The sequence below is a fragment of the Bacteroides sp. AF34-31BH genome (assembly GCF_003602795.1).
Classification (GTDB): Bacteria; Bacteroidota; Bacteroidia; order Bacteroidales; family Bacteroidaceae; genus Bacteroides; species Bacteroides uniformis.
In genome coordinates, this window is the sequence record NZ_QTLV01000009.1 from 26,252 (window position 1) to 41,406 (window position 15,155).

The following is a 15,155-nucleotide window of genomic DNA, read 5'->3' on the forward strand; positions in this document are numbered from 1 at the left end:
GAATAGTAATCAATTAATTTTATACAGATGAAGAAAAATTTCTTTTATGCGACAGCTTTGGTATTAGGGCTGGCATTTACGGCTACTGCTTGTAGCGATGATGATGACAACAGTACAGTTAATCCTGCTGACATTGAGTATAATTCGGAGAATGCGGCAAGTTGGCACAACTACATGAGAAATGTGGCGGCTTTGTTGAAGACAGATGCCACCAATCTTTATGATTCTTGGAATACGAGTTATAAGGGTGGGGCAAGTTTTGCAACTTCCTTCAAAGCTCATAATGGTGCCTATAACTTTTCAAGTGCCTGGAACTGTATAGAGCAGGTTATCGACGGTTGTGTTGAAATCTCCAATGAGGTAGGTGAGACGAAGATTGGTGATCCATATAATAAATATATGGCAAACAATGTTACAGAGGCCCTCTATGCTGTTGAGTCATGGTATAGCTGGCATTCCCGTGATGATTATACCAATAATATTTACTCAATCCGCAATGCCTATTACGGCTCTTTGGACGGTAAGGTGAGCGACAAGTCAATTTCAAAATTGGTGGCTGGAGCCAATGCGGAGTTGGATACGAAAGTGTCGGCAGCTATCACTACGGCAGCATCGGCTATTCAGGCTATTCCCCAACCTTTCCGTAATAATATCAACAGTCAGGAAACGGTAGCGGCTATCAAGGCTTGTGAAGAACTGGAAAGTGTATTGGATAAGGAGTTGAAACCTTATATCAGGGACAATAGCACCATTAACAGCAATGAAGCACTTGACCCGATTGTTGAAAATTATGTCAATGTTGTGGTTTTGCCTACCTATAAGGATTTGAAGGAGAAGAATAGTACGCTGTATGACGCTGTGGTGGCTCTTGCCAACAATCCCTCTAACAGTGCTTTTGAGACGGCATGCAATGCTTGGATAACAGCCCGTGAACCTTGGGAGGAAAGTGAGGCGTTCCTATTTGGGCCAGTGGATGAGCTGGGGCTTGACCCGAATATGGATAGTTGGCCTTTGGACCAGAACGCCATTGTCCAGATTCTGAATTCCCAGAAATGGGGCGATTTGGAATGGAGCGAGGGTGATGATGATGCAAAAGTTGAATCTGCCCAAAATGTACGCGGATTCCATACTTTAGAATTCCTGCTTTTCAAGGATGGCAAGCCTCGTACAGTTAAATAAGAATTATTTATAAACAATACTCAAGAAGTAAAGGGGGGGATTTGGAGAATCCTGCCTTTACTTCTTTGGCATGTTTGGATATGCCATTATTAAAAAGTAGATAAAGATGATGAATCATTTAATGAGATATTCATGTCTTCTCCTTTGTTTGTCGGCAGGTTTGACTGCTTGTGATGATGATGGGATTGACGTGTTGGATATAGAGATTCCTGAAGGATACGCTCTGTCTGCCGGAACGTCCACAATCTTCATGAATTCATCCAAGGCCTATGATTCACCGGCAGATTGGGTGTCGGGTGTTTACAACAGTCGCTTTAATGATGGTGACGGGCTTTACGATGATGTGCGTACGAGTAGCAATGGCATGGGAGGGGGGCTTGGCCCGGTCTATGCGGGGTATTCTTGTGGCAGTTGTCATCGTAATGCCGGCCGTACCAAACCGACGCTGTGGAGTGAAGGCGGATCGGGTAGTTACGGGTTTTCCTCGATGCTGGTTTATATAAGCCGCAAGAATGGTGCGTTTTTTCAGGATTATGGCCGTGTTCTCCATGACCAGGCCATTTATGGAGTGAAACCGGAGGGAAAGCTTTCTGTGGAGTATACTTATGAGACTTTTACCTTTCCCGACGGAGAGAAGTATGAACTTTGCAGACCGGCTTATTCCATATCCGAATGGTATGCTGACAGTATAAAGCCTGAAGATATGTTCTGTACGGTGCGTATCCCGTTGAGACATGTCGGTATGGGGCAAATGATGGCTTTGGAACCTACGGAGATTGAAGCGCTTGCTGCAAAAAGTAATTATCCGGAGTATGGTATAAGTGGCCGTTGCAATTACATTACCGAACGTGGTGTGAGAAGCTTGGGGCTGTCGGGAAATAAGGCTCAACATGCGGATTTGACTGTTGAACTTGGTTTTTCAAGTGATATGGGTGTTACCAATAGCCGCTATCCGGAAGAGATATGCGAGGGGCAGGCCCAGGTGAATCAAGGCAGCATGATGGGGCTTTCTTATGCCCAGTTGGATGTTTCTACAGAAGATATGGAAGATGTTGACTTGTATATGCAGAGTCTTGGTGTTCCTGCACGGCGTAATGTGAATGACCCGCAGGTGATAAGGGGAGAACAGAATTTCTATAAAGCCAAGTGCCATCTTTGCCATGTCACCACGTTGCATACCAAGCCTCGGGGCTCCGTGCTGTTGAACGGTACCCGTTTGCCATGGTTGGGAAGTCAGACAATTCACCCCTATTCGGATTTTTTGCTGCATGATATGGGCTCCGAAATTATGGGAGTCGGTCTGAATGATAACTATGTAAGTGGGTTGGCGCGTGGCAATGAATGGCGCACTACTCCGCTTTGGGGTATCGGGCTTCAGGAAAAGGTAAACGGACATACCTACTTCTTGCACGATGGCCGTGCCCGCAATCTTGTTGAAGCCATAATGTGGCATGGGGGAGAGGGAGAAGCATCGAAAAATCTCTTTAAGAACATGAGCAAGGATGACCGTGATGCCCTGATTGCATTTTTAAATTCACTTTAGAACTAATAAGCTTTATATAAAAAGTAATTATGAAGAAATTTTTATATGTTGCCATGCTGGCTGTTTTGCCTTTGACCGCTATGGCGCAACATGAGGAAGATACGGAGAATGGTGTAGTGTCATTGGCCGGAAGAGAAGGTTTTACCATTGAAACAAAGAAAGGTGACTTTGTTTTCAAGCCTTATCTGTTGGTACAAACGAGTGCTAATTTCAATTGGTATGATGATGAAGGCTTGGATAAGGCTTATAACCAAGATAATATTGCCAATTCGGGTTTTTCCATTCCTTATGCCGTACTTGGCTTTACTGGCAAGGCTTTTGGAAAAGTAGCTTTCAATCTGTCCATCAATGCTGCTGCAAGTGGAGGAGCGCTGTTACAGCAGGCGTGGTTTGATGTACAGCTGAAAAAACAATTTGCGATTCGTGTCGGAAAGTTCAAGACTCCATTCTCGCATGCCTATCTGACAACTCTTGGCGAAACACTGCTTCCCCAGTTGCCGGTTTCTCTGACGTCTTCTGTAATTTTGCCTTATTCGTTGAATGCCGTGACGCCTAATATCGGTACGGGATTTGACTTGGGTGTTGAAATTCACGGTCTGGTGGCAGATAAGTTCGGTTATGAAGTCGGCTTGTTCAATGGAACCGGAGCTTCCGTGAATACAGCTTCAAAGACGATGAGTGATGACTGGCATATCCCTTCATTGCTGTATGCCGGACGTCTGACTTATATGCCCAAGGGGGTGATGCCTTCCACACAAGGTAATCCTAACCGTTTGAACGAGGATAAGATATTATTCGGTCTTTCGGGTTCTATCAATGTGGAGAGTGAAAATGAGAGTACCAATGATACCCGTGTGGGGGTGGAATTTGCCATGTTGAAGAACAAGCTCTATCTGGCGGCTGAAGCTTATTATATGAATGTAGGTTTCACCAAACGGCAAAAGATAAATGAATCGTATAGCTTTTTAGGCGGTTATGTGCAAGGTGGTTACTTTGTCGCTCCCCGCCTACAGCTTGCCGCACGCTACGATATCTTCAATCGTAACGGTACGGATGACGACGGTTTCCTGAATATGCCTGCTGTAGGTATGAACTACTTTTTCAGAGGATGCAACTTGAAATTGCAGGCAATGTATCAGTATGTAGCCCGTTGGGGACACGACACGCAGCTCGACCGTGATAATGATAATTTAGGTCTGGCCACTCACTCTGCCACGGTGATGCTTCAATATACATTCTAAATGAAGTCAGGAAAGGATTCGTCTATGAAAAAATACATTCTTTTCTTTTTTCTGCCCGTGCTTCTTATAGGTCTGCATGCATGCGATGAGGGGAGAATTTATGAGAATGCCGTTGTGGCCACGGGTGAAGGACGCACAGTGAAGATGACAGGCCGGATTAGTGGTGTGGATAAGTGGTCGGGCGACTATAGTGTGGTAGTGGCAGGATTTGATGATGAAAGCGATTATGCCATTGTTTCAAAGGTTGTTCCGGCATCCGAATCGGATAATGATGAAATCCAGTTGACAATGTCCGGCATAACGGATGAGGTGACAACTGTCGAGCTATGTGTAATCAATAAGTTGAGGAAGCGCATTGTCAGTTTGGTGGCAATGGAATGTACTGAAATCGCTGATACTATACTTATGGATGCAGGAACAGTTGATGCAAGTATGTACAATGCCATTCAACAAAAAATATTCAATGCCACTTGTACGGCTTGCCATGGTCTTAGCACCACTCCGGGTGGTGGCTTGAATCTGCTGGAAGGACATAGCCATGCTGATCTGGTCAACCGGGCTTCAACGACGGTGGACGGTAAAATGAGGGTTATGCCCGGCAATGCGTCAGAAAGTGTCTTGCATCTCATATTGGGTACGGACATCAGCTCGGATTGGCGTATAGACCATTCTCAGATGATAACCTCATCTGATATGCAGTCTTTGATTGGCAACTGGATTGACGATGGTGCACAGCAGTAATAATGATGGGCCTTACTGGTAATACCGGTACTTTTTTGAACAACAACGACTAATTGATATTTAATATGAAAAATAAACAACAACAAACTAATCAATTGGAGAATACCTTAACCGAAATCTTTAAATATGAGGTAGAAGCGGGTGTTTCGGAATATCATGTAATGATTCATGCCACCAGACCGGAAGCGACTTATGAAGAACAGCTGAATGCGGTGGTCGACACTTACTGCCAACTGCGTGAAAGTGAACTACAAGGTGCTGTTGCCATCTTTAAACGCTACTTTCTAAGTGACGCCGCCAATCAGGCAGATATGCTACTGGCGCTTTCGGCAGAATGTTCGGATTGTGCACTCTCCGTGGTAGAGCAGCCGCCGTTGAACGGTACAAAGATTGCACTGTGGGTCTATCTGCAGAAAGGTGTAGAAACACAGGTGCTTCATAACGGATTGTTCGAAGTGAGACATGGCGCCTACCGTCACCTTTGGGGAGGCGGCTCTTTCAATCGTGCTGCCAATTCGGAATACCAGACCCGTCTGCTGTTGAATGACTATGTGATGCAGCTGATGGAACAGGGCTGTAAGCTGGCTGATAATTGCATACGTACCTGGTTCTTTGTACAGAACGTGGATGTGAATTATGCCGGAGTGGTGAAGGCGCGTAATGAGGTGTTTGTTACCCAGGACTTGACGGAGAAGACTCATTATATTTCCAGTACCGGTATCGGTGGCCGTCATGCCGACCCAAAAGTGACGGTTCAGATGGATACTTATGCTGTAGATGGTTTGAAATCTGAACAAATTCACTACCTTTACGCACCGACACATCTGAATCCCACATACGAATACGGTGTGAGTTTCGAGCGAGGTACGTATGTGGATTATGGCGACCGTCGCCAGGTGTTTATTTCGGGTACTGCGAGCATCAATAATAAAGGTGAGGTGGTATGTCCCGGAGACATTCGCAAGCAGACGGAACGTATGTGGGAGAATGTGGAGGCTTTGTTGAAAGAGGCTGGCTGTACGTTTGATGATTTAGGACAGATGATTGTTTATCTGCGGGATGTTGCAGACTATACCGTGGTCAAAGGAATGTATGACGAGCGTTTTCCGGATACTCCGAGAGTGTTTGTATATGCTCCCGTATGTCGTCCGGGTTGGCTGATAGAGATGGAATGTATGGGAGTCAAGTCTTTAGAAAACAAGGAGTTTGCTCCATATTGATTTTTTACTTTTAATTGATAGCTCTTAATTGAAAAAGTTTCTCATAGCTGTTTATGGTTGTTTGCTGCTCTTACTTGCTGCAACTACGTTTGTAGAGCAGACATACAGTACGGATTTTGTAGAAAAGCATGTTTATCATACGATTTGGTTCTGTTGTTTGTGGGGAGCCCTTGCTGCGATGACTGTTGTTGTGCTTGTAAGACAGCGGTTGTGGCGGTGTCTCCCGACGTTGTTGTTGCATGGCTCCTTCCTCGTGATTTTGGCGGGAGCCATGACTACGTTTCTTTGTGGCCGGAAAGGATATGTGCATCTTACTGTCGGCAGTGAGGTGAACTGCTTTTTGGAACAAGACGGCAGGCAGGTTGTAGAGTTACCGTTCACCTTACGTCTGGACAGTTTCCGGATTGAGTACTATCCGGGTACGGATGCTCCTGCAGATTATATCAGCTATATTCACGGTGAGACGCCCGTCTCCATGAACCGTATTCTTTCACGGCAGGGGCTCCGCTTTTATCAGTCTTCCTTTGATGAGGATATGCAGGGGAGCTGGCTGACAGTGAATTATGACCCGTGGGGGATAGGGATTACCTATAGTGGATACCTCTTGTTAGGTGTCTCCATGCTCTGGATGCTGGTCAGCCGGGGTGGAGAGTTCCGCAGGCTGCTGAGGCATCCGTTGTTGAAGAAGGGAGGAATGTTTGTCCTATTGTTGCTGTGTCTGGGAAGTGGGGTACATGCGCAGAAGAGAAGCCTTCCGGCACTGGCACGCAAGCAGGCGGATAGTCTTGCCCGTAAGCAGGTGATTTATAATGACCGTGTGGTTCCTTTCAATACCCTTGCGCGCGATTTTGTACTGAAACTGACGGGAAAATTGTCTTATGGAGGCATGACGCCGGAGCAGGTGATTGGCGGATGGCTTCTGCGTCCGGAGGTTTGGCAGAATGAGCCGATGATTTATATCAAAAACGAGGCACTCCGTCGCCTGCTTCATTTGGAGACACCTTATGCATGTCTGGCTGATTTGTTCGACGGTGAGAAGTATCGCTTGCAGAAGTTCTGGAAGGGGAAGCAAGACCATCATCAGAAAATGACTTCTCTGGAAAAGGCCATTGTAGAGGCGGATGAAAAGGTGGGACTGATTTTGATGCTCCAAAATGGTACATTGATTCGTCCTTTGCCGGAAGACGGGAGTGTGGAGCCTGTTTCCGATACTAAAATACAAGCCGAATTGCTGTATAACCGTATTCCTTTCAGCAAATTGCTGTTCATGTTCAACCTTACGGTGGGGATGCTGGCTTTCTTCCGTCTGCTGTATCGCGGCCTGCGCCGTTCGTCGGCATTGTCAGACTCTTCCGGTAGGATTGTAGCGCTCTCTTTCTCTTCGCGTTTGGCAGATACTTTTTTCCCGTTTTCTCTTTATGCGGCGTTTCTCTTTCAGCTCTTCGGGTATGGTCTGAGGTGGTACATCGGCGGGCGTATCCCGTTGGGTAATGGATACGAAACGATGCAGTTCATGGCATTGTGTGCGCTGTTCCTGGCTTGTCTGTTTCGGCGGCGCTTCCCGTTTATGGTGCCTTTCGGTTTTTTGCTGTCCGGTTTTGCCTTACTGGTGTCCTATTTGGGACAGATGAATCCCCAAATCACTCCCTTGATACCCGTGCTCGTTTCTCCGTGGCTCAGTACGCATGTGTCGTTGATAATGATGTCTTATGCTTTGTTTGCCTTTATGATGCTGAACGGCATACTGGCATTGTGTCTTCGCCGTTCAGCCCGGATGTTGATGCTGCTCAGCCGATTGCTGCTTTATCCCGCCGTTTTCTTTTTGGGAGCCGGCATTTTTCTGGGTGCGGTTTGGGCCAATGCTTCTTGGGGGCGTTATTGGGCTTGGGACCCGAAGGAAGTATGGGCGCTGATTACCTTTATGGTTTATGGAGCGGCGTTCCATGCGCGCAGCCTGCGCATTTTCCGCAGTCCGTTATTCTTCCATATCTATATGGTTGCCGCCTTTCTGACAGTCCTGATGACCTATTTCGGGGTGAACTACATCCTTGGAGGAATGCACAGCTATGCCAATGCCTGATTTGTGGGTGGTTCTACCTATTTATGATGACTGACTTGTTTTATTATACCTAATTTAAGTGATTGCGTACTGTCTGCCGATGCCTTATCTTTGCAACATCAGATTTGAATGAATTAGTTAGTCATAATTACGTAACCACTTTTATGAAGATAAAAGGATCCCCGCTTCCCGATGTGATATCGTGAAGCGGGGATTTGTGTATGGCGTGACGGATACTGTGGGTAAGGTTGGATAAGGATACTTGTGGGGCATAAAGAGTCATAGGATGGGGAGGGATGACATAGGGGATGAGCTTTGTCTTCAGGCACAAGATAAACCTTAATCAATAGGCAGAGGGCTTTTCCCGTATGGAGGAGCATACTTTTGCAAGGGATTCATCCGGTTTTTCCCTATAGGCCGCAGCGGGTAGGGAAACGGTTGCCGGAAGAATCTTATAGAGAGTCCTTGATGTCGCTCAATTCTACCAGCTTGTTGACAATAGCGTAGATGGTGAGCCCTGCCGGAGAATGTATCTGCAGTTTGCGTGCAATGTTACGGCGATGGGTAATGACAGTATGGATGGAGAGGTAGAGTTTGTCGGCGATGGCTTTGTTGGTCATGCCCTTCACAACGCAGGTGATGATTTCCTTTTCGCGCTGGCTCAGGGTTTCTTGTTCGCTGTCTTTTTCTTCTTCCTCCTCGGTGTGTAGCAAGTGGTTGATTTTGGAGGCGATGACATCTACGTCATCGCACATGGCGAAGTTCTCGTCATATTCCTTCAATATGTTGTTGTCGATGACGGAGCATACCATAGCAATGTACTTGATGCCGGATTTTCCGTGTTCTGCCTTGAAGGCGGGCAGGTCGAACCAGCCACCGAAAGTGGGGTTGATGATGATAATGTCTGCCGGATGCATGTGAATATAGTTTTGCAGCGATTCCGGAGAAGAAACCTCAATAGGGTGTGCATTCAAGTTGGGAATACGCTTCAAAACAGCCGTCAGACCACTCCGGATGATGACCGAAGTTTCTGCAATGACAATCTTCAAAGAAGTATTATTGTTCATTTTTCAGTTTCCTTTCTATTTGCGCTACGGCGGGAACAAACATATAATCTTCTACCTGGCAGTGGGTGGCAAGGTCTTGTTCGCAGTTGAATATATCGAACAAGACCGCATTCAGGAGATTGTTGTTCTCCTTTTCCGGGTAGTATTTGATGATGATGTTCTTCAGCTCTTTCAGTTTGGTATCTATCTGATTATGTTTGCTGGCAAAAGTGGCGATGTTGTATTCGTCCGATAGGTTGCCTTGGAGTAATTGCTCTACATAGGTGAATACGGCCTGGTTTTCATATTCCATGTGGCGGCGTACTTCCTTGGCATATTCATCGAAGAACTTCAGGATGAGGTAGGCTACATCGTTTGTACTGGAACAATCGATGGCTTCGATGAGTTTGCGGCGGATGGCCGGCAGGTTGAAGTCGAGGAAATATGTGTGGGCACGCTTCAGATAATCCATAAGGGCGGGAATGGAAAAATCACTTTCATTGCCGCTGTAAGAGTATTGTTCTTCGCTGATAAAGTTGGCTACGGCGAGGAATGTAGGGCAATCGACGCCTTGTGCTTCGCAGACGTCCTTCACGCTCTTGTCTCCGAATCCTAATGACAGTCCGAAGCGGCTCATCACCATTAATAAGGAGTAATTGTCACAGATGAGGTCGCTCATCTTGTCCGTGGAGCGGTACTTATGTTGCTCATTCATTGTATGTTATTGTTTTTAATTCTCTGATTCGTGCGCAAAGTAACGGCTTTTATCCGAGAACTGCAATCACTATTAGTAGGTATTTTGCTTGTCGGGAGACGGTTGGAGACTGGTGTTTGCCGAATAAACTAAAAGCTTTAGTTTTATTTAACGAGAGAAATTAGTTTTTGAACTAAATAATTTAGTTATTTGCAGAAAACAAAGAATGTTATGAAAGGATTGACTGCAAAAGAAGAAGAAATCATGGGCTTTTTCTGGGAAAAGGGACCCTTGTTTGTGAAGGAAATGCTGGCATTCTATGAAGAGCCGAAACCACATTTCAATACTTTGTCCACCATTGTGAGAGGATTGGAGGATAAGGGATTCCTGAGCCATCATACGTACGGCAACACGTATCAGTATTATGCGGTGGTCAGCGAGGAGGATTTTCGCAAGCGGACACTGAAGAACGTTATCAGCAAATATTTCAATAATTCCTATCTCAGCGCAGTGTCGTCTCTGGTGAAGGAAGAGGATATATCCCTGGAAGAACTGAAGCAGTTGATACAAGACGTGGAAAAGGGAAGGGACTGAGATTGTTGAGACTCTAATAACTCTGGCTTATGAAAAACATCGGATTGGTTTGTTTGCTGCTGGTAAGTATTTGCTGCGGATTGCAGGCAAAGAAAATCGTAAAGGTACCCTATTTCATGGCATGCAATACGCGTAGCATTGAAGTGGAGCAAGTGACGCTTGGAAAAGATACGACCTGGCTGGCGATGAGGCTTTATGGCATGCAGGGCGATAGGGTCAGGATTGATTCGACAGCTGTGTTGCGGGCATCCGGAAAGGATTACGGATATTTGGGAAATACCGGTTTTGCCAGGGATGAATGGACGCATATTCCCGCTTCCGGTGAAATGACTGCTGTTTTGAAGTTTAGTCCGCTTCCGATGGATACTGAGAGCTTTGATTTTGTAGAGACACCGGACAGTGATGAAGGATGGGTAATTTATGGTATACAGCTCAACGGAGAGAAACCTCGGGTGGATATTCCCGAACGTTTGCGGAATAAGAAACCGGATGAGGTTTTGCCATTGCCCGGACCGGAATTGAATGTGGGAAAGACTGTCATAAAGGGGCGGATATTGGGGTATAAACCAGAGTATGGAGTGACGTTACGCTACTATGACTCGCCTTGGTTCTTCATGTATTTCACCGGTAAGGACTTGAAGATAGCGGAGGATGGCACGTTCCGCTATGAGACGGAGGTGCTGTTGCCGAGCGGTGCTACGCTGTGGATATCCCGTTCGAAAATAGAATTGTTTCTCGTTCCGGGTGGAGAACTGGATGTCACAATCAATCTGCCTGAAATATTCTATTCGCAAAGCCGTCTTTTAAGCCGGAAAAGGGATGGTGTAACGGATAGCCGTGTTTGGTTTGAAGGAGACTATGCCGGTCTGAATACCGAGTTGCTGCGGTTCGGTGAAATGAAAAGCTTATCGGGAACTGATGATTTTTATGCAGATATTTGTGGGATGACTCCGCAGGCATATAAAAAGTATCTGTTCGGGCATTATGAAGATGTGCAAAAGAAACTTGTAAAAAACAAGGATATGAGCCAGGCTTGCCGTACTTATATCCGGGCAAATCTGGATATGAATCTGTTCAGCCTTATCTATAATTACAAGAGTAACCTTAGTTATGCCCCGATGCTTTCGGGCAGGAAGGGGGTGAAAAGGGCGGACATGACGGTGGACAGTACCTCATACTTCAAGGAAATACTGCAACTGGATATTCTGCATACCCCCGAACAGAAATATTACAATTATTATACGGACTTTGTGAAGACCGCTACCGGAAATTTCCGGGATAAGTTTGTGCAAGACCCTCTTTGGCCGGACATGCTTCTTGCCGGGCGTGCTTCCCGTAATCTGAGCAAGTACATGCCTTTGACTGAGGAAGAGCGTCGGACGGTGGACAGCATCGCTTCTCCCGACCTCAGGCAATTGTTCCTGATGAGAAACGGGAGGATTGAAGCCGAACTGAAATCAGAGTTGGAAGCTACTAAGGGAAAGACCGGATATAAGATTGTTGAGGTGGAAAAGGAGGTAGCGGCAGACAGTTTGTTGCAGGTCATTACTCGTCCTTATCGTGGCAAGATGGTACTGGTGGATATGTGGAACACCTGGTGTGGTCCTTGTATGCGGGCCATGAAAAGCCTGAAACCGTTGAAAGAGGAGCTGAAAGAGGTGGTTTATCTATATATTGTCGACGAAACATCTCCTGAAGGAAAATGGAAAGTAATGATACCGGATATACCCGGTATTCACTGTCGCATTAGCAATGAGCAAAGTACGGCATTGGCAAAGCTGTACGAATATCCGGGTATCCCGACCTATTTCGTCGTGAACCGTGAAGGAGATATTTCCTACAAAGCAACCGGATTTCCCGGAGTGGAGATGCTACGGAATGAACTGACCAAGTAACTGTAAATAGTAAATCGTAAATCCCTAAATAGTAAATAATACCATGGGTCTGTTTTTTGTTTATATACTCAAATCTTCTGTTTGCCTGGCGATATTCTATTTGTTTTATCGCTTGTTGCTGGCACGCGAGACGTTTCATCGTTTCAACCGTTTTTCATTGTTGGGCATTTTGCTGTTGTCCTGCCTATTGCCTTTGGTAGAGGTAAGTGTGAAGCAGGAGACGGAAGTGCACCAGACGATGCTGACATTGGAGCAGTTGCTGATGATGGCGGATGCAGTGAATGCCACTGAGGCCGGAGCAAGGACTGAAACGGCAACAGTCACCTGGATACAAGTGGCGCTGCTTGTCTATCTGGCAGGAATCGTTTTCTTTGCCTTCCGCAACGTATATTCGTTGGTACGGTTACTGATGTTGCTGAAATCGGGTAAAAAAGAGGATATCGGCAGCTACTTACCGGGCAGGAAAGAGCGCGTTACTTTGATTGTACACAACTGTGACATCGCTCCGTTCAGTTGGATGGGATATATTGTCATTTCACGGAAAGACTTGGAGGAGAACGGACGGGAAATCCTTATCCACGAGCTTGCCCATATCCATAACCGCCATTCCTGGGACTTGCTGGTGGCTGATGTCTGCATTTTCTTTCAGTGGTTCAATCCGGCATCATGGCTCCTGAAGCAGGAATTGCAGAATATCCATGAGTTTGAAGCGGATGAAACGGTGATAAAGGAGGGTGTGGATGCAAAACAGTATCAACTATTATTAATAAAAAAAGCTGTCGGCACAAGGCTCTACTCTATGGCCAACAGCTTTAATCACAGTAAACTTAAAAAACGTATCACTATGATGTTAAAAGAAAAATCAAGCCCGTGGGCACGTTTGAAGTATCTTTATGTACTTCCGGTAGCTGCCATTGCAGTGACAGCTTTTGCCCGTCCCGAAGTCTCCGATAAAGTGGAGAAGATTTCAAGCGTCAAAGTTAACGATTTGGCTGCAATTGTAGAAACAAAAGTGGCGGAAAGTGCAGGTGACACTACGAAGCCTGCCGATGTGAAGTATGTACCGGCGGAAGTCCGCAAGCGGTTGAAGGGAACTCTGGTCTTCGAGGTGGCAGAGGAGATGCCGGAATTTCCCGGCGGCGGAATGAGTGCTTTCATGGATTATATCAAGACGAATATGCGTTATCCGGCATCTGCCAAAGAGAACGGTACGCAGGGACGGGTCACTGTCCAGTTTGTGGTGGATGAAGATGGAAGCATCAAGGACTCCAAGGTGCTCCGTTCTGTGGATAAGGATATGGATGCCGAGGCGCTGCGATTGATAAACACTATGCCGAAGTGGAAGCCGGGGAGACAGAAGGGGCAGCCGGTGGCTGTGAAATTTACGGTGCCGGTGATGTTCAGGCTGGACGACGACAAACTTGAAAAAACTTCTTCTGCCAATGGTATTACAGTTGAAGGATATGCAGGTAATGGGAAAGAGCCATTGTATATTGTGGATGGAAAAGAGGTGACGCCATCTGTCATGAGTGCATTGAATCCTGATAAGATAGAACGTGTAACGGTTTTGAAAGATAAATCTGCCACGGATTTATATGGAGAAGAGGGACAGAATGGCGTTGTTCTGATAACCCTGAAACAAGGAACTCCGGGTATGGTTATCCGCCGGGGTAATGAGGTGGCAGAGAATGCTAAAGTACAGCATAAGAGTAGTCTTGATTTAATAAAGACTGTCTATATTGATGGAGAAAAGGTTGACTTGGGTACTAAAACTATCGATGATTTAATACCTGCCGAGAATATTGAGGGTATTGAGGTGAAGAAAGAGGCAGGTGGAAAAGGTGAGATTTACATCACTACTAAAAAAACTAAAGCTGTAGAAAAGACCATTGCCAAAGGCAATATGAAAGTGGAAGGCAAAGTGGTGGATGAGCAGGGTGAGCCTGTTATCGGTGCGGCTGTTCTGATAGAAGGTACCACTACGGGAAGCGTTACCGATGTCAATGGCAATTTTGTCCTTTCTGTACCTTCTAAGGATGCTGTATTGGTTGTTTCGTATATAGGTATGGCTACCGGCAAAGTGAAGGTGCAGCCCAAGCTTACGATTACGCTGAAAAGTGAATAGTCTCTAACAATTATGATAAGGAAAATTCTCTCTTTGTTTCTGATTCTGGTAGCTGTGGGGGCAGGGCTTTGCTCTGCCCAGACAGCCGGTAAGAAATATTATTTGGTGGGCGGGCTTTTCTTTGAAGGCATGCCGCCTGGTGTGGGTTCGGACAACGTGGCGGCTTTCATAATACATGAGGACGGCGCGAGACACGAGGTTACGGAACTCCGCTTGCGCAAGGGCATTGTGCTGTCTGAGGAGGTGAGAGAATATGCTACTCCTGCCGACGAGGTGCCTGGTGCGGAAGCTTTCTTGATGAGTTACCGTGGAGGAACGGGGAAGAAGTTGCCGATAGGCGGTGCCGTACAGACTTTGAAGAAGGAAGAATGGATAGGAAAGGCTTTTCCGGAATTCAAAGTGAAAGACACAGAAGGACAGGAGTGGAGCAAGGCCGATGTGACGGGACGTCCTATGGTCTTGAACTTCTGGTATACCGGCTGTGGTCCTTGTATCCGTGAAATGTCGGAGCTGAACAAATGGATAGAAGTCTATCCTGATGTAACCTATCTTGCTACGACTTTTGACAGTGCTGCACAAATAAAGAAAATTGTAGAGAGCCGTCCTTTCCTCTTTACCCAGATAGCCGATGACTTGTTTTTCTTCGAGACCTTTCATGTGAGTGGTATGCCGGTCACTATACTGGTGGATAAGAAAGGCATTATCCGTCATATAGAACAAGGTACTGGAACTGCGAAACTTCGGTATATGCAGGATAAGTTGCAGAAACTTGTCAGCGAATAATTCTTTCCTGATGAATAGGGGATAAGGATTTCAGA

General features: G+C 46.1%; 12 protein-coding genes. 10 read left to right on the forward strand and 2 right to left on the reverse strand.

The genetic code is table 11. The features are described from left to right. Positions 1-27: 27 nt before the first annotated feature. From DWZ67_RS13650 to ccsA, 6 genes are all read left to right on the forward strand, one after another. Complete coding sequence (locus tag DWZ67_RS13650; protein WP_005835328.1) at positions 28-1,179, forward strand: imelysin family protein; 1,152 nt, start codon at positions 28-30, stop codon at positions 1,177-1,179. Between the two features lie 109 nt (positions 1,180-1,288). After that, complete coding sequence (locus tag DWZ67_RS13655; protein ID WP_034523352.1) at positions 1,289-2,722, forward strand: di-heme oxidoredictase family protein; 1,434 nt, start codon at positions 1,289-1,291, stop codon at positions 2,720-2,722. Between the two features lie 29 nt (positions 2,723-2,751). Continuing rightward, a complete protein-coding gene (locus DWZ67_RS13660) occupies positions 2,752-3,963 on the forward strand; it encodes a porin (protein ID WP_120139092.1) in 1,212 nt (403 codons plus the stop codon). Positions 3,964-3,987: 24 nt separating this feature from the next. Beyond that, complete coding sequence (locus DWZ67_RS13665) at positions 3,988-4,704, forward strand: hypothetical protein (RefSeq protein ID WP_005835332.1); 717 nt, start codon at positions 3,988-3,990, stop codon at positions 4,702-4,704. A 65-nt stretch (positions 4,705-4,769) separates the two neighbouring features. Next, positions 4,770-5,924 (forward strand): Rid family hydrolase, encoded by a 1,155-nt coding sequence (locus DWZ67_RS13670; protein ID WP_005835334.1) that lies wholly within the window; start codon positions 4,770-4,772, stop codon positions 5,922-5,924. A 28-nt stretch (positions 5,925-5,952) separates the two neighbouring features. Continuing rightward, a complete protein-coding gene (gene ccsA / locus DWZ67_RS13675) occupies positions 5,953-8,004 on the forward strand; it encodes a cytochrome c biogenesis protein CcsA (RefSeq protein WP_057088476.1) in 2,052 nt (683 codons plus the stop codon). A 431-nt stretch (positions 8,005-8,435) separates the two neighbouring features. Here ccsA and DWZ67_RS13680 read toward each other — a convergent pair whose 3' ends face one another. Together DWZ67_RS13680 and DWZ67_RS13685 are read right to left on the reverse strand one after the other, a co-directional pair. Beyond that, on the reverse strand, positions 8,436-9,050 hold the full coding sequence (locus DWZ67_RS13680) for a response regulator transcription factor (protein WP_005823789.1): 615 nt from the start codon (positions 9,048-9,050) through the stop codon (positions 8,436-8,438). Further along, positions 9,040-9,744: a hemerythrin domain-containing protein gene (locus DWZ67_RS13685; RefSeq protein ID WP_008665531.1), complete on the reverse strand. Its 705-nt coding sequence runs from the start codon at positions 9,742-9,744 to the stop codon at positions 9,040-9,042. Before DWZ67_RS13685 ends, DWZ67_RS13680 begins: the two co-directional genes overlap by 11 nt. A 210-nt stretch (positions 9,745-9,954) precedes the next feature. Between DWZ67_RS13685 and DWZ67_RS13690 the strand changes: the two genes are divergently transcribed. Genes DWZ67_RS13690 through DWZ67_RS13705 form a run of 4 tightly spaced genes read left to right on the forward strand, consistent with a single transcriptional unit; the run spans position 9,955 to position 15,120 of the window. Further along, entirely contained in the window at positions 9,955-10,317 is a 363-nt protein-coding gene (locus tag DWZ67_RS13690) for a BlaI/MecI/CopY family transcriptional regulator (protein WP_005823785.1), read from the forward strand. Between the two features lie 29 nt (positions 10,318-10,346). Next, positions 10,347-12,212 carry a TlpA family protein disulfide reductase gene (locus tag DWZ67_RS13695; RefSeq protein WP_120139094.1) on the forward strand — a complete coding sequence of 622 codons (1,866 nt, stop codon included), beginning with the start codon at positions 10,347-10,349 and terminating at the stop codon, positions 12,210-12,212. A 43-nt stretch (positions 12,213-12,255) separates the two neighbouring features. Continuing rightward, on the forward strand, positions 12,256-14,337 hold the full coding sequence (locus DWZ67_RS13700) for a M56 family metallopeptidase (protein ID WP_005835344.1): 2,082 nt from the start codon (positions 12,256-12,258) through the stop codon (positions 14,335-14,337). 12 nt (positions 14,338-14,349) lie between these two features. Beyond that, on the forward strand, positions 14,350-15,120 hold the full coding sequence (locus tag DWZ67_RS13705; protein WP_117680604.1) for a TlpA family protein disulfide reductase: 771 nt from the start codon (positions 14,350-14,352) through the stop codon (positions 15,118-15,120). Positions 15,121-15,155 lie beyond the last annotated feature (35 nt).